The following is a 15,939-nucleotide window of genomic DNA, read 5'->3' as shown; positions in this document are numbered from 1 at the left end:
GCAGGCCGCCAGTCGCGCCACGGCGCGCACGTATTGCTGCTCATTCATGTTCCGCGCTCCCCTTGCCGAGCTCCGCCTTCAGCACGAAGCTGTTCGACGCCACGTATTCCTGGCCCGGCTTGATCCCCTTCAGCACTTCGATCGCGCGTTCGTCGCGCCGCCCCGTTTCGACGGCCTGCGCGACGAAACCCTTCGGCGAGCGCACGAACACCGACGGCGCGCCGTCGACGTCCTGCAGCGCGTCGCTCGCGACCGCGAGGGGCACGCGTTGTGCGCCCGCGTCGACCGATACGTTCACGAACATCCCCGGGCGCCACACGCGGTCGGGGTTCGGCAGCACGACGCGCGCCGGCGCGGTGCGCGTCTGCTCGCCGAGCAGCGACCCCACGTACGCGATCGGGCCGCTCGAGCGCGATTCGAACGCGGTCGCCATCACCGTTGCGTCGCGACCGACGCGCACGTCGTTGAGCCGCTGCGCCGGCACCGCCATCTCGGCCCAGACGGTCGACAGGTCGGAGATCACGAACATGCTCGCGTCCGCAGCAATCGCCTCGCCGGGCGTCGCATGTTTCTCGACGATCGTGCCGGCGAACGGCGCGCGCAGTTCATAACGGTTCAGCGCCCCCGCGCCGACCGGCGCGTTCAGCGCGGCGAGCTTCTGCCGCGCGTTCTGCACGGCGATCTCGGCCTCGCGCAACTGCACCTGGGCCTGCTGGTAGTCCTGCTCCGCCGAAATGCGCTCCTGCCACAGCGTGCGTTCGCGCTCGTAGGTCGCGCGCGCGCCCGACAGCCGGCGCTCGGCCGTCAGCAGCTCGCTGCGGCGGTCGGCGAGATCGGTGCTCGCGATCACGGCGAGCACCTGCCCCTTCGCGACGTTCTGCCCGAGCGACACCGCCACCTGCTCGACGATGCCGGCCACGCGCGGCACCACGTGCGCGGTGCGGTCCTCGTTGAACTTGATTTCGCCGGGAAGCTGGAACGGCGTCGCGATCTGCGCGGGGCCGGCTTTCGCGAGCGCGATTCTCGACGTCGCCAGTTGCGCGTCGGTCAGCGCGATCGCGCCGTCGGCGCGCGCGAACGGGAACGACGCGGCGTCGTTGCCCGCCTTCACGTCGATCGTCGCATCGAACACGTGCGGCTTCGCGATCGACTGCGCGGACACGAACTTCTGGCCGACCGCGTCGAACCGCAACGGTTCCTGCGTGCGGTCATACCGCACCAGCGTGCCGGACACGGTCACGCCCTTGTCCACCGGCTTGCCGTCGACGGACGGATAGACGACGAGCCGCGCGTCGCCGGGCTTTTCCGTCATCACGATCTCGACGGACAGCTTGCCGCGCCTGAGCACGACACCGCCGCGCGCGCCGGCGCCATCGGCCGGCTGCGCGGCTTCGGCGGCCGTCGGCGCCGATGCGCTGCCGCCGCTCCGCGTGACGGCGAGCGCGCCGATCACGATTCCTGCGCCGCCGAGCACGGCCGCCGCGATAACGAAGATTCTGCTGCGTGACATGATGGTCCTTCCGGTAAGAGGGGCGCTTATGGCGCGACGGCCGCGAGCGGCGTGCCGACGAGCCGGCCGATGTCGGCGCGGGCCGCATGAGCGTCGGCGAGCGCACGCACGTATTGCGACTGCCCCTGGAACAGCGTGCGCTGCGCGTCGAGCACGTCGAGGAAACTGAACTTCCCGAGTTCGTAGCCGCGCGACATCGCATCGAGCGCGAGGCGCGCGGCCGGCAGGATGTCGGACTTCAGCCGCTGCGCTTCCTGCTCGGCCCCCTCGAAATTCGCGTATGCCCGCGTCAGTTCCAGCCGCAGGCGCGTGCGTTCGCGATCGAGGTCGGCGTTCGCGCGCGTAGCCTTGTGCGTCGCCTCGAGCAACGCGCCCTTGTTCGTGTCGAACAGCGGAATCGGGATCGACACGCCGACCACGGCCTGGTTGTCGGGCACGCCGCCCGTGGTCACGCGCTTTACGCCCGCACTGACGGTTACGTCCGGCATGCGCCGCGCGCGTTCGAGCGACACGGCCGCGTTCGAGCGCAGCATCTCGGCTCGCGCGGCCCGCGCGAGCGGAGCATCGTCGAGCTGTGCGGTCAGCGCGGACAGCGGCTCGACTGACGGCACGGTTTCCAGGTCGCCTAGCACCGCAAGCCGGTCGTTGCGCGCCTCGCCCATCACCGCGTTCAGTTTTTCGCGCGCGACGTCGACACGGCCGCGCGCGGTCACGACTTCGATCTGCACGCCGGCCGCCGCCACCTGCGCCTTGGTCGCCTCGACCGGCGACACCTTGCCGGCCTGCGCGCGGCGTCCGGCGAGATCCGCCGAGCGCGCGGCGATCGCGGCCGATTCCTCGGTCACCTGAAGCTGGCGCTGTGCGGCGAGCAGCCCGTAGAACGCGGCGATCACGTCGGCGCGTACGGCCGCGCCCTGGTCGTCGAACGACGCGTTGGCTGCCTCGCGGCCGTAGGACGCGACGTCGAGCCGCGCGCGGCGCTTGCCGCCCAGTTCGATGGTCTGGTTGATCAGCGCGGTCGACGTGCGTTCCGCGCGGCTGAAACCTTCCTGCAGGAACGACACTTCGGGGTTTGGCCGCGCGCCGGCCTGCATCAGCGCGCCGAGCGATGCATCGACGTCCGCGCGCGCGCCGCGCAGTGCCGGATTGTTCCGGGCTGCGACCGCGAGCGCATCGGACAGCGTCAGTGACGATGCCGGAAATGTGTCGGATGGCGATGCGCCGATCGGCGCGGCGGCGGTAGCCGGAGCCGGCGACAGCGAGGGCTGCGCATGAGCCGTCGCGGCCATCGCGAAGACGATGGCCGCGACGAGGTTGAGCTTGAGCATGTTCGGTTCTGCGGTAACGGTTCGCGACCGATGCTACGGACCGGCCGCAGTGCGAACATGAGGCGAAGATGATATTTCCGTCATGTTGGGCGCAACCGTACGCCGATGTGCGGTGCCCTTGGGGGAACGGCGTCCCTTTCGACAATCAGGAAGATTCGGTGAGCGCGCGGCACGATGGCCGCACGAAAGAATGCAGAAGTTCGGAGATTCGAGACGTGCCGGCCATACGCCCCGCGCGTGAATCAGGTGATGCGCTGCTTCCCCCGCCGCCGCTGCACGAGCCAGTCCAGCAACTGCCGCCCGTCGCGTTCGCCGAACCAGCGCGCGTGCCCGATCAGATAGCCGTCGTACGCAATGTCCACAATCGCCGGCGCATCGATGATGCAGCCGAAATACGCGACTTCCGACAGCGCGAACTCCGTATGCACGATCGGCAGCAGCGCGACGAGCGCCGCGTATGCGTCGTCGCTCAGCGGTTCGAGGGATTCATAGCCATCGAGCAGCGCGTCGATCTGGTCGTATTCCACGCGCCGTGCATCGGCCGGCGCCATCCAGTCGACCGTATTGCGCTCGATCGCCAGCGCAAGGTCCATCACCGCGCAAGTGCGGTCCGACAAGCCGAAATCGAGCACGGTACGTACCTGCGCGCCGGGCCCCGCATCGGTCCACAGCAGGTTCGACGCATGCCAGTCGCCGTGCGTCCACAGCGGCGTCAACGTGGGCAGCAGCGGCACGAGACGCGCGTGAAACGGGCCGATCGCGTCGGCCACATCACCGCGCCAGTCACGCGAGCCCAGCGCGCGCACGAGCAGCGGCTGCGCATCGACCCAGCGTTCGAGCGCGCCCGCCAGATCGGCGGACGACAGCACGCGAAAACTCGACAACAGCGTGTGCACGGGCCGCGCGGGCGCATCGTAGCCGGCCGACGCGCGATGCAGTTCGGCCAGCGCGCGGCCGGCCGCATACGCATGAGAAGCATGCGTGAACGGCTGCCACGACATCACGCCGCGATACGGATCGACGCCCGGCGCGAGCACGTGCACCTCGTACGTCCACTCGCCGGAAGCAAACGCGGTCGCACCGTGACGATCGGCCAGCACGTCCACCACCGGCATCCCGCGTTCGCGCAGATGCGCGATGAAACGATGCTCTTCCTCGAGCCCCGCGACATCGCGCAGGCTTGCGTGATGTCGCTTGACGAACAACCCGCGCCCGTCCGCCATTCGCACGAGCACGGCGGCCGCGAACTGCCGCGGGCTGTGCCACGTCAGCCGCACCGGCTCGCCCACGCCGTCGATCCGCGCGAGCACGGCCGCCACTTCGTCGTGCGTGATCAGCGGCCAGTCGCGTTCGGCCTGCTCGCCGTCCACGCCGAATTGCGGCGGCGCGACGTCGCGCGACAGGGGGCCGTCCGGCTCGAGGGGGAATGACATGAACGGCGTTGCTCCGTAGTTGAATCCGTGAATCAGCGTGTACCGCCACCCGAAGCGAGCGGGCCGCCCGATGCCGCCCGCAACGCGGCGGCCGTCCGGCTCCAGTCGCGCCAGCCGACGACGGCCAGCCCGATGAACAGCGCATAGAGTCCGGCCGTCAGATACAGTTCCTTGAACACGAACATCCCGACGTACACCACATTCACGACGATCCACAGTCCCCACGACGCGATGTAGCGCCGTGCGGTCCAGTATTGCGCGACGAGGCTGAACGCGGTCAGCGACGCATCGACGAACGGCAGCGCCGCATCGGTCCAGCGCGCCATCATCCCGCCGAGCAGCGCGCTGCCGATGACCGCCGCGATCAGGTCGGGCAGCATCGTGAGTGGCCGCACGCCGGTGACAGGCGCGACATCGCCGGCCGGCGCCGCGTCGCCGCCTGCCTCGCTCGCGCGCTGCGCGAGCCAGCGCTGCCAGCCGTACACCTGCAGCACCGCGAACGCGCCCTGCAGCAGCATGTCCGAGTACAGCTTCGCGTCGAAGAAGATCCAGCCGTACAGCGCGACCGACGCGAGGCCGACCGGCCAGCACAGCATGCGCCGCTTCGCGGTCAGCCAGATCGCGAGCGCGCTGACGATCACGCCGGCGATTTCGAGTGGGGACATCGTCTGTGCTCTCCTGGTGGGCTGCCGGAGCCGCGCGTCACGCGGCCGCTTCCGGTCGGTCAGAAATCATAGGTCAACGATACGCGCGCGGTGCGCGGCGCACCGGGGAACAGGTACGCATCGCCCTGCTGCTCGCCTGCGTCGCGCCAGTAGAACTTGTTGAACAGATTGTCCACCGACACGCGCAACACCGTACGATGGCCGCCGATCTTCGTCGTATAGCGCGCGCCGAGATTGAATACGAACCACGACGGCACGCGCGCGGTGCCTTCCTCGTTCGCGTTGCGTGCGGCGCTGTACTCGACGCCGCCGAGCACGTTCAGGCCTGCGACGCCCGGCACCGCGTAGTCCGCGTACAGCGACGCGCGCAACGCGGGCACGTTGATGACCTGATGTCCTTCGTAGGCGGGCGAGCCCGAATCGACCGCGCGGGCGCGAATCGCCGCGACGCTGGCCGTGAGGCCCAGCCGCTCGGTCACGCGCCCGGCCGCGCCGAGTTCGATCCCCTGGTGCCGCTGCATGCCGCGCTGCACGAACGTGTAGGACGTGCCCGACGCGTCCGGGTCGGCGAACTGGAACGGCTTGCTGATCGAGAACACGGCGGCCGTCAGGCTCAGCCGGTCGAGCCAGTCGTATTTCGCGCCGACCTCGATCTGGTGCGATTCGACGGGCGGCAGGAACGCATACGCGTTGGTCGCGCGCACGGGCGCCTGGTCGCCGAGCGACAGCGCCTTGCTGTACGACGCATACAGCGACAGCACGTTCACCGGCTTGTAGACGAGCGCGACCTGCGGCAGGAACACCGAGCGGTCGGTATGCGTCGTCTCGCCGTCGAGGCTGCTCCAGCTACGCTGGCGCAGCAACACTTCCTTGCCGCCCGCGAGCACCTGCCAGTGTTCGCCGATGCTGATGCGGTCGAGCCCGAACACGCCGTACTGCCATGCGTCGAGGCGCGGATACGACGGCCCCGGCGCATTGGGTGACGGCGGGAAGGTCAGGTCCGGCCCGTAGATATTCTCGCTGCCCACGTAGTCGTACACGGCGTCGGCCATGTGCACGACGCGGCGCTGCACGCTCACGCCGAGCGTCAGTTCGTGCCGCAGCGGCCCCGTCGCGAACTTGCCGGTCGTGACCGCGCGCAGATCGTCGTTGCGCCGGTATTCGCCGGGGCTGCGGAAGTCGTACACGTCGTAGTCGCCGTTCGCGCCGAAGAAGAACGGCGACGTCGCGCCGGCCGCGCAGCTTGCCGCGTACGAGCAGCCGTACGCGAACGCGCTGTTGTCGTCGATCATCGTGCGGCTGCGACCCACGGCGATATAGGCCTTCCAGTCGTCGTTGAACTGGTAGTCGAAACGCGCGTTCAGGTTCAACGCATCGGTCGTCACCGGCTTCGCCCACGGCTGCGTGCCGAGCGCCTTCGACGTGGTCTTCACCGACGGCACGACCGTGCCGCCCAGCAACTGGTAGCCAGGCGCGGAACGCTGGATCCACTGCTGGAATTCCGCGTTCAGCTGCAGGCTCGCGCGGGGGCTGATGTCCCAGTCGGCGGCGATCGAGCCGAACGTGCGCCGTCCGTTCGTGCCGTCGATATACGAGTGCATGTTCTCCTTCGCCGCGTTGATCCGGAAACCGAACTGATTGTCCGGACCGAAGCGGCGGCCGAGATCGACGGCCGCCGACGTCGAGCCGCGGCTGTCGACGCCGCCCGTGACGCTCGCGACGTTCGCGGAGCGCTTGGTCACGAAGTTGATCACGCCGCCCGGCGCGACGACGCCGCTATCGATGCCCGCGAGCCCCTTCAGGATCTCGACGCGTTCCTTGTTCTCGAGCGGCACGTTCTGCTCGCCGGATACCGTCAGCCCGTCGATCCGGATCGCGCTCGCGAGATCGACCGGAAAGCCGCGAATCGCGAAGCCCTCGAAATAGCCGACCGGCGCATAGTCGTTGACGACCGACGCATCGTTGCGCACGACGTCGCTCAGCCGCTTCGCCTGCTGATCGTCGATCAGCGCGCGCGTGATGACGTTCACCGACGCCGGCGTGTCGCGCAGCGGCGCGTCGTCGAGCCCCGCGACCGACGCTTCGCGCGCGCGCAACGCGTGGCCGCGCTCGCCGCTCACCGTGATCGCGGGCAGCGTCGCGTTGCCGGCCGCGTCGGCGCCCGGTGCGGCCGTGTCGCCCTGAGCCGCGGCAGCGTGCGCCGCGAAAAGCGTGACGCCGAGACCGACACCGAGCCCGACCTTCGCGCGCCGCCGCCGTGCGCGTGCCGCTGTTGTTCTATTCACCGTCATTGTTCTGGATGGAAAACTCGCCATTCGACCTGTCGAAACCCGAAACCCGAAAACCCGTTAGGAAGCTGCGAAGCGCGCGCCCGCGAACGCCGCCGCGCCCGTCGCCGGACACGTTCCGTCGACACGATATTCATCGGACGAACCAGACCCTGCGGCGTGCAAGCGGGCCGGCCGGTCGGAACAACGCAGGATGGGACATCGGATTCGGATGACGCGCCGGAAGCCGATGCAGCGGCCGACGGATTCGCCGGGTGCCTGTCGGGCGGCGGCTGCGTCACGCGGTCGTGTCATGCGGGGGACGCTTCGAACGCCCCGGTTCGGGCGGCGGACAGTCGCGCCGGCCGTTCATCGGAACGGCGGCCTGTCCGTCGCGCGCGACATCGCGGCGTGGCGCGCATTTTACCCCGGGCGGGGCGAAGGGCCGCCGAATCGGGCGGAACGGGAAACGGGGAAGGCGGGAACGGGCGCAGGCGGTTCGGGCGGCGCGACAACGGTGGCGATTCGGTCGCGATTCCCGCGGCGCGTGCCGACGCTGAAACCGGCGTCATCGTGCGCCGGTCGGGCAACCGCAAACCGGAGCGGGAATGGCGGCCCGCTACCGGTTCACCGGCTGTTCGCTCAGAAGCCCTGCATCGTCACGGTCGGATCGACGACCAGATGCACGACGCCGTAAATGACCGCGCCGACCAGCAGCGCAAGCAGAAGCGCCACGAACGGCAGCAGCGTGAAGTTGGCGTTGGCGAGATCGTTCGCGTGCGCCTTGCTGTTGCGTACGCCGAAAAAACTCCACAGGACCAGGCGAACCATGCCGAGCAGTTTCATGATGGGCTCCTTTATCGAATCGGTTGACGCTATCGTCGATCCGGACGGCATCCGAAAAAAGAAGCAGTTGCGCATGCTTTTCGCGCAGCAGGCCATCTGCGGCCGCATGCCGCAGGTGCGTCAGCGGTCGAGCACGAGTGGCGCCGTGGCCCCTTGCGCGGGTCGCGCGACACACAGCAGCGCGCAGCCGGGTTCGACCGGCGCATCGGGCATTTGCTCGTAGTCGACCGCGCCGGACAGCACGCGCGTCGCGCACGTGCCGCACGACCCGGAGCGGCATTCGGACGGCACGGCCACGCGCTGCCCTTCCGCGAATTCGAGCAGCGTGCCGTCGGCGGGCGTCCACGCGGCTTCGCGCGCCGTGCGCCGGAACACGACGGGCACGCTTTCCGTCGCGGGCGGGGCAGTTGCCCGGGCCGCACTGCGCGAGACACTCGACGGCCCGAACGCCTCGAACCGGATGCGCTCGTCCGGCACGTTCAGCGCGCGCAGCCCGTCGTACAGGTCGCGCATGAATGCTGACGGCCCGCACAAATAGAAATCGTAATCGTCGAATGAAAGGACCCGCTTCAATTGCCCGATGTCGATGCGGCCGGCCCGCGCAACTGAGCCTTCGTGAGGATGACTGTCGAACCAGTGAAGCGACACGCGTGCATCGGTGGCCGCGATGCGCACCAGTTCCGCGGCGAATGGCCGGTCGGCCGCTTCGCGTGCGCCGTGCACGAACACGACGCGACGCGACGGCGTGTCGTCGGCCAGTGCCCGGCGCAGCATCGCGACCATCGGCGTGATGCCGATGCCGGCCGACACCAGCACGGCCGGGCGCGGACTTGCGAGATCGAACGTGAAGCGGCCGCGCGGCATCTGCGCGTCGAGCGTCATGCCGGCCTGCGCGTGATCGTGCAGCCACGCCGATACGCGTCCTTCGCGCTTCACGGTGATCCGGTAGTGTGCGCCGCCCGGCGCGTCGGACAGCGTGTAGCTGTGCATCGTCGGCGCGTCGCTGCCCGGCAGCGCGATGCGCAACGTCAGGTGCTGACCGGCTTCGTAGGCCGGCAATGCGCCGCCGTCCGCCGGTTCGAAATGGAACGACCGGACCGCGCGCGCTTCGTCGACGATCTTCGCGATCCGCAGCGACCGCCATGCGGGCGCCGATGCCGGCGCGGCCGCGGACGGCGCAGATCCGGCCGTTGTCGCCGCGCCACCCGACGACGCCGCCATCGCCGCGAACTGCGGCGCGCGCTCGACCGCCGACCACCGGAACGGCAGCACCGCCCGCATGCGCCGCACTTCCCGCACGTGGAAACGCACGACGCGCTGCGCGCCGTCGAACGACGCGACGACCGGGCCGTCCCACACGATCTCCGCGTGCGCGGCGACATACAGCACATCGCCGCTGTCGAAATCGACGAACAGCAGCCCCGCGCGCGGATCGTGCTGCAGGTTGCCCAGCGTATTGAAGAACCGGTTGCCGCTGAAATCGGGCGTCGTCAGCGTGCGCGCATCGTCGACGCGCACGAAGCCCGGCATCCCGCCGCGATGCGACACGTCCGCGCCGCGCGCCGCGCCCGCGTCCGCCGACGTGTTCGCACTCGCGACGAAGAACGTATCGGCCTGCGCGAGCAGCGCGCGGTCCGTGTCGCTCAGCGCATCCGATACGTCCGGCGCGACGGACGCCCCGACGTCCCGCGCGATGAAAGTCGGCTTGCGGCCCTGGATGTACTTCGCACAATTGCCAAAGCTCTGCTCGACCGCGATCGTCAGCGCATCGCCGTCGGCCGAGCGCACGACGCCGTTCACGCGATTGCGCCGTCGCGTATCGAATTCGATGCCGAGCCCGCCGAGCGGTGCGCCCGCCTGCCACGCGCCGGCCAGCGGATCGCCCGGCAGCGCGCGCGCCGCGATGCGCAGCGTGCGTGCATCCGGCGACGTGACGAAACCCGGCGCACCGACCCGCAGCGTCGCCCACGGCTGCCCGCTTGCATCGACGCCGCCGAGCACGAAGAACGGCAGTTGCGCGAAAAACGTCCGGTGCTGATCCGGCATGAAGCGCCGGATTCCGCGCCGGCCGGCCGCGCCCGCCGCGTCCGTCACGCCTGCGCGCTGCTGCACGGCAAGCTCGCCCGCGTGAAACGGCGCGGTATCGAGTTCCCAGCCCGGTACGACGGCGGTCGGCGCATTCATCGCGTTCTCCTGAACAGGCGCGGTGGCAGTGAGCGTCAAGCGGCGAGCAGGCCCGCGCGCGTCGTCGGCATCGCGACGAAGCCCGGCAGCGCCTCGATACGGGCCAGCCAAGCACGCACGTGCGGATACGGTTCGAGCGACACGCCGCCTTCCGGCGCGTGCGCGATGTACGTGTACGCGGCGATGTCCGCGATCGTCGGCTGCGCGCCGGCCGCGAACGGCTTGCCGGCCAGCTCGCGATCGATCACGTCGAGCACCTTCGCGGCCGTGCGCTTGGCCGCTTCCGGGTCGAGCTGCGCGCCGAACACGGTCACGAGCCGCGCGGCCGCGGGGCCCGATGCGATCGGGCCGGCCGCGTACGACAGCCAGCGCTGCACGACGGCCGCGCCGACCGGATCGTCGGGCAGCCAGTGCGCGTCGCCGTAGCGCTTCGCGAGATACACGAGGATCGCGTTCGAATCGGCGATCACGGTACCGCCGTCGTCGATCACCGGCACCTGCCCGAGCGGATTCAACGCGAGGAACGCCGGTTCGCGCTGCGCGCCGGCCGCGAGATCGACGTCGATGGTCTTCGACGGCAACCCGAGCAGCGACAGGAACAACCGGACACGGTGCGCGTGCCCGGACAGCAGGAACGAATAGACGCGGATCGGCGAGGCGGGCTTGCTGGCGGCAGACATGGAAACACTCCGGAATCTCGCGCCGCCGGGAATCGGCGACGAACGACTCCAGCGTAGCGCTCGCCGTTCGTCACCGGAAGACGGATAATCGTGGAAACATTCTCCGCTTTCATAGGACAATCGACGATGGCCGATCTGCGCGACGTGAACCTGAACCGGCTGGCGATCTTCGTCGCGGTGGTCGACGCCGGCTCGCTGACGGCGGCCGCCGAGCGGCTCGGCCTCGCGAAGACGGTCGTCAGCACGCACATGCAGCGTCTCGAATCCGAGGTCGGCGCGAACCTGCTGGTGCGCACGACGCGGCGGCTAAGCGTGACCGATGCCGGCCGCGTGTTCTACGACGCGTGCCGCGATATCGTGCGCGCCACCGAAGCCGCGCTCGACGCGGTGTCGTCCGACGCCGGACCGCTGCGCGGCACGCTGCGCGTGAGCGTGCCGATCGACTATGGCGCGCTGGTGGTCGCGCCGGCCGTCGTCGCGCTGCGCGACCGGCATCCGGCGCTCGCCGTCGAACTCGTCGCGAACGACCGCGTCGTCGATCTCGTCGCGGACAACCTCGACGTCGCGATCCGCATCGGCCGTCTCGCCGATTCCAACTATCGCGCGGTGCAGCTCGGCACCTACGAGAAATGGCTGGTCGCGAGCGCGGCGTTCGTCGCGCGGCACGGGCTGCCGCGCGATCCCGATGCGCTCGCCGCGCTGCCGTTCGTGATGTTGTCGTCGCTGCCGCGCCCGCATACGCTCGAACTCGTCAACGTGCGGGGCGGTAGCGCATCGGTGCACTGCGTCGCGCCGGTCGTGTCGAACACCGCGACCGCGTGCCGCGCGATCGTGCTCGCGGGCGGCGGCTTCGGGCTGCTGACGGATTTCTCGACCGCGGACGACGTCGCGGCCGGCCGGCTCGTGCGGCTGCTGCCGGGCTGGCATACGGCGCCGGCCGGGATCCATGCGGTGTATCCGTCGACGCGGCTGCCTTCGCCGAAGGTGCGGGCGTTCATCGAGGCGATGAAGGGGAAGCTCGGGGAAACGCCGATCGCGCCCACGAAGAGACGCTCACGTTCGAAATAGCAAAAAAACGGAGAAAGGCAGAGGTCCGCGTTCAATACGCCTGCATGAGCCGTCTCATGAGCAACGACTTCAAATCCCTACGCGTATCGCACACGATATGCACATGGATCGTGTCGCCGCGCACGTCGTAAATGATGCGATTCATTCCGGCAACGACTTCGCGATACTGACTGAGGTTGATATGCGCGAGCTCGTCGGGAATCCGGCCCTGAGCAGGAAAGGCACGAAGCGACGCGATGGCATCCTTGATCTGGCCATAGCTCGCCTGCCAGGTTTCCGAACCGAAATTCGACAGGAGATAACGCTTCAACGTCTTCAGATCTTCTTCCGCCGAACGAAGAACGACAACGCGTAACGTCATTGATCATCATCCTTGTCGAGGTCGGCGAAAACATCCTCGACAGGACGAAAGTGACCTTGGTCGATCTCGCGGTTGCCCAGCGCAAGCAATTTCAGCAGCGCGAGTGTCTCTTCATGCTCCTCATACGACTTGACGTCCATGACGACGAGCTTCGCCTCGCCGTTCTGGGTGATGAGCATCGGCTCGCGGCTCTCCGAGATGTCCTTGACGATCTCGGCCGCGTGACTCTTGAGATAGCTGATCGGTTTGACTTGAGTGGAGAATTTCATGGAATGCGTCCTTTGGCCGGGCACCGGATGAGACCGATTATAGTCTGAATTCGGTCTTGATCAGGCGAGGATAGTCGACCGATCACCGCGTCCTTACCCACCCGCTTCCCCCAACGTCCCCAACAACACCTTCCTGCAACTCGCGATCATCTGCGCCTCCGGATCGCGATATTCCGTGAGTAGCCACGCCGCGCCGACGTTCGTCATCGCGCCCACCAGCGCGAGCCCGATCAGCCGCTGCTCGGTGCGCTCTGCCGGCGTCGCGGCCTCGCGCGGCGCGCCGATCGCCATGATCAGCTTGCCGAAGTCGATCAGCATGCGCTGATACGTCATGTCGGTATCCGCGCTCACGCCCATCACCTCGAGCAGCAAGACGCGCGCCGCGCACGGGTCGCGCAGAAACGCGAAGAACGCGGCGAGTCCCGCGTCGACGCGCTCGCGCAAATCGCCGCCGCGCGCGGCGACCGCCTGCGCGACCGCGTCATGCAATTGCTGCGCGTGATGCAGGTAGGTGCAGCGCAACAAATCCTCGGTGCTGTCGAACGCCGCATAGAAATAGCGGTCGTTCAGCTTCGCTTCCTGGCAGATCGACCGCACGGTCGCCTTGCGAAAACCCACCGTGCCGAACACGCGCGTCGCCGCGCGGATCAGTGCGTCGCGCCGCTCGGCGGCCCGCACCTCCGGCGCCACGCCGCCATACGACCGCCCCTTTTTTTCCGTTTCGAGTGCTTTCTCCATTCCGCTATTTGACATCAGGACACCCGAAAACTAAAGTGGTGACGACCAACACCACAATAGATGCGCCGCCGGTACAGCGCAAGCGGAACGGGAGGAACGACGGATGAAGGGATTTTCCGGCAAGGTCGCCGCGGTCACGGGCGCCGGTTCGGGCATGGGCCGCAGCCTCGCGGTCGAACTGGCGCGGCGCGGCTGCGAGGTCGCGCTCGCCGACGTCGACGATGTCGGGCTCGCCGGCACGGCGGCCATCTGCGCGCGGCACGGCGTGCGTGTGAGCACACGGCGGCTCGACGTCGCCGACCGCGACGCGGTGTTCGCGTGGGCCGATTTCGTTCGGGCCGAGCACGGCAAGGCCAACCTGATCTTCAACAATGCGGGTGTGTCGCTGGCCGCCAGCGCCGAAACCGCACGTCTTGCCGATCTCGAATGGATCGTCGGCATCAATTTCTGGGGCGTCGTGCACGGCACGCAGGCGTTCCTGCCGCATCTGCGCGCGTCGGGCGACGGCCACGTCGTCAACACGTCGAGCCTGTTCGGGCTCGTCGCGATGCCGACGCAAAGCGCGTACAACGCGACCAAGTTCGCGGTGCGCGGCTTCACCGAGGCGCTGCGGATGGAGCTCGAACTCGACGGCGCGCCGGTGAGCGCAACCTGTGTGCATCCGGGCGGCGTCGCGACGAACATCGTCGACGCGGGCCGCGTCGACACCAGCATCCACGCGCTGACGGGCCAGGACGAAGCGACCCATCGCCGCCAGGCGAACCGCCTGATCAACGCGACGACGCCCGACGAAGCCGCGCGGCAGATCCTCGCGGGTGTCGAACGCAATGCGCGCCGCGTGCTGGTCGGTGCCGACGCGCGCCGGCTCGACCGGATCGCGCGGCTGCTCGGCGCCGGTTACCAGTGGCTGATGCTGCGCCACGTACGCCGCGCCCGCGCACGCAACCTCGAACGCGCGCACGCTCCGGCCGCGCGCCCGACCACGCCGACCCAGGACCCCGCATGATCTCGACGACGACCGACCGGCACGACGCGCCGCCCGCCGCCGACGCCCGCCACGCCGGTGACGATCACCGCGACCTCGACGTGCTGATCGTCGGCGCCGGCCTGTCCGGCATCGGCGCCGCGTATCACCTGAAGCAGCGCTGCCCGCATGCGAGCGTGGCGATCGTCGAGGCGCGCGACGCGATCGGCGGCACCTGGGACCTGTTCCGCTATCCGGGCGTTCGTTCGGATTCCGACATGTTCACGCTCGGCTACAGCTTCCGTCCGTGGCACAGCGACAAGGCGATCTCCGACGGGCAGACGATCCTCGACTACATCCGCGACACCGCGCGCACCTACGGCATCGACAAGATGATCCGCTACGGCCGGAAGGTCGTCGCGGCCGACTGGGATTCGAACCGCGCGCGCTGGACGGTCCGCGTCGAGCGCACGCGGGACGGCGCGACCGACACGCTCGTCTACACCTGTCGCTTCCTGTTCATGTGCAGCGGCTACTACGATTACGACGCCGGCTACCTGCCCGACTGGCCAGGCATGGACGCGTTCAAGGGCAAGCTCGTGCATCCGCAGCACTGGCCGAAGGACCTGTCGTACGCGAACCGGCGCGTGGTCGTGATCGGCAGCGGCGCGACGGCCGTCACGCTGGTGCCGTCGATGGCGGCCGACGCGCGGCACGTGACGATGCTGCAGCGCTCGCCGACCTACATCGTGTCGCTGCCCGCGCGCGACAAGATCGCGAACGCGCTGCGCCGCGTGCTGCCGTCGCGGCTCGCGCACCGGCTCGTGCGCGTGAAGAACGTGCTGCTGACGATGTACCTGTACAACGTGTCGCGCCGCAAGCCCGACCGGACGAAGCAATTCATCATCCGCGCGGCCAGCAGGCAGCTCGGCCCCGACTTCGACGTCGCGAAGCACCTGACGCCGCGCTACATGCCGTGGGACCAGCGCGTGTGCCTCGTGCCGAACGGCGACCTGTTCAAGGCGATCCGCGCGGGCCGCGCATCGATCGTCACCGACGAAATCGAGCGCTTCACGCCGACCGGACTCGCGCTGAAGAGCGGCCAGCAGCTCGACGCGGATGTGATCGTCACCGCGACCGGGCTGAAGGTGAAGATGCTCGGCGGCGCGCGCGTGACGGTCGACGGCCGCGCGGTCGATTTGCCGGAAACGGTGTCGTACAAGGGGATGATGTACAGCGACGTGCCGAACCTCGCGTCGTCGTTCGGCTACACGAATGCATCGTGGACGCTGAAGGCCGAGCTGATCGCGCGCTACGTGTGCCGGCTGCTCAACCACATGCGCGCGAACGGGTACGACACATGCGTGCCGCGGCTCGGCGCGGGCGAGTTCGGCGACGTGCCGGCCGTCAACCTGAGCTCGGGCTACATCCAGCGCGCGGCCGGCATCCTGCCGAAGCAGGGGCACCGCAAGCCGTGGAAATTTCACCAGAACTACGTGCTCGATCTCGCGTCGCTGAAGTTCAGCGCGCTCGCCGATTCCGCGATGCATTTCGAGCGCCGCGCCCGAACCGGCCCGGCCGCCGCCGCGCCGGCAGCCGAACCCGCACTCGACACCCGCTGAGGCC

At 68.9% G+C, this 15,939-nt stretch carries 14 protein-coding genes; 3 read left to right on the top strand and 11 right to left on the bottom strand.

The genetic code is table 11. The features are described 5' to 3' along the window. Positions 1-40: 40 nt before the first annotated feature. From CFB49_RS18615 to CFB49_RS18575, 8 genes are all read right to left on the bottom strand, one after another. Positions 41-1,510 carry an efflux RND transporter periplasmic adaptor subunit gene (locus CFB49_RS18615; RefSeq protein ID WP_089492002.1) on the bottom strand — a complete coding sequence of 490 codons (1,470 nt, stop codon included), beginning with the start codon at positions 1,508-1,510 and terminating at the stop codon, positions 41-43. 26 nt (positions 1,511-1,536) lie between these two features. Next, positions 1,537-2,838, bottom strand: a complete 1,302-nt coding sequence (locus CFB49_RS18610; protein ID WP_089492001.1) for a TolC family protein — start codon at positions 2,836-2,838, stop codon at positions 1,537-1,539. Between the two features lie 242 nt (positions 2,839-3,080). Beyond that, complete coding sequence (locus CFB49_RS18605) at positions 3,081-4,271, bottom strand: phosphotransferase enzyme family protein (RefSeq protein WP_089492000.1); 1,191 nt, start codon at positions 4,269-4,271, stop codon at positions 3,081-3,083. A 32-nt stretch (positions 4,272-4,303) separates the two neighbouring features. After that, positions 4,304-4,936, bottom strand: a complete 633-nt coding sequence (gene pnuC, locus CFB49_RS18600; RefSeq protein WP_069617254.1) for a nicotinamide riboside transporter PnuC — start codon at positions 4,934-4,936, stop codon at positions 4,304-4,306. A gap of 59 nt (positions 4,937-4,995) precedes the next feature. Then, a complete protein-coding gene (locus tag CFB49_RS18595) occupies positions 4,996-7,227 on the bottom strand; it encodes a TonB-dependent siderophore receptor (protein ID WP_089491999.1) in 2,232 nt (743 codons plus the stop codon). Positions 7,228-7,845: 618 nt separating this feature from the next. Beyond that, positions 7,846-8,049 (bottom strand): DUF2970 domain-containing protein, encoded by a 204-nt coding sequence (locus CFB49_RS18585; protein ID WP_050014477.1) that lies wholly within the window; start codon positions 8,047-8,049, stop codon positions 7,846-7,848. 120 nt (positions 8,050-8,169) lie between these two features. Then, the gene (locus CFB49_RS18580; protein ID WP_089491998.1) at positions 8,170-10,233 is read right to left on the bottom strand and encodes a pyridoxamine 5'-phosphate oxidase family protein; all 2,064 of its coding nucleotides are present in this window, start codon (positions 10,231-10,233) and stop codon (positions 8,170-8,172) included. Between the two features lie 35 nt (positions 10,234-10,268). Beyond that, positions 10,269-10,913, bottom strand: a complete 645-nt coding sequence (locus CFB49_RS18575) for a glutathione S-transferase family protein (RefSeq protein ID WP_023475046.1) — start codon at positions 10,911-10,913, stop codon at positions 10,269-10,271. A gap of 126 nt (positions 10,914-11,039) precedes the next feature. Here CFB49_RS18575 and CFB49_RS18570 point away from each other — a divergent pair, with 126 nt between their 5' ends. Next, positions 11,040-11,981, top strand: coding sequence for a LysR family transcriptional regulator (locus CFB49_RS18570; RefSeq protein WP_089491997.1), 942 nt, complete (start codon positions 11,040-11,042; stop codon positions 11,979-11,981). A gap of 31 nt (positions 11,982-12,012) precedes the next feature. Here CFB49_RS18570 and CFB49_RS18565 read toward each other — a convergent pair whose 3' ends face one another. The 3 genes from CFB49_RS18565 to CFB49_RS18555 form a co-directional block, all read right to left on the bottom strand. Further along, positions 12,013-12,342: a type II toxin-antitoxin system RelE/ParE family toxin gene (locus tag CFB49_RS18565; protein WP_089436056.1), complete on the bottom strand. Its 330-nt coding sequence runs from the start codon at positions 12,340-12,342 to the stop codon at positions 12,013-12,015. Further along, positions 12,339-12,611 carry a type II toxin-antitoxin system Phd/YefM family antitoxin gene (locus CFB49_RS18560; protein ID WP_069617249.1) on the bottom strand — a complete coding sequence of 91 codons (273 nt, stop codon included), beginning with the start codon at positions 12,609-12,611 and terminating at the stop codon, positions 12,339-12,341. The genes CFB49_RS18565 and CFB49_RS18560 overlap by 4 nt, the downstream gene beginning before the upstream one ends. Positions 12,612-12,704: 93 nt before the next feature. Then, positions 12,705-13,364, bottom strand: a complete 660-nt coding sequence (locus tag CFB49_RS18555) for a TetR/AcrR family transcriptional regulator (protein ID WP_089491996.1) — start codon at positions 13,362-13,364, stop codon at positions 12,705-12,707. A gap of 88 nt (positions 13,365-13,452) precedes the next feature. Here CFB49_RS18555 and CFB49_RS18550 point away from each other — a divergent pair, with 88 nt between their 5' ends. After that, positions 13,453-14,355 (top strand): SDR family NAD(P)-dependent oxidoreductase, encoded by a 903-nt coding sequence (locus CFB49_RS18550; protein ID WP_089491995.1) that lies wholly within the window; start codon positions 13,453-13,455, stop codon positions 14,353-14,355. Then, positions 14,352-15,935: a flavin-containing monooxygenase gene (locus CFB49_RS18545; RefSeq protein WP_089491994.1), complete on the top strand. Its 1,584-nt coding sequence runs from the start codon at positions 14,352-14,354 to the stop codon at positions 15,933-15,935. The genes CFB49_RS18550 and CFB49_RS18545 overlap by 4 nt, the downstream gene beginning before the upstream one ends. Positions 15,936-15,939 lie beyond the last annotated feature (4 nt).

This window comes from Burkholderia sp. AU17457, from assembly GCF_002223255.1.
Taxonomy (GTDB): Bacteria; Pseudomonadota; Gammaproteobacteria; order Burkholderiales; family Burkholderiaceae; genus Burkholderia; species Burkholderia sola.
This window is presented reverse-complemented; position numbering and strand designations above follow the sequence as displayed.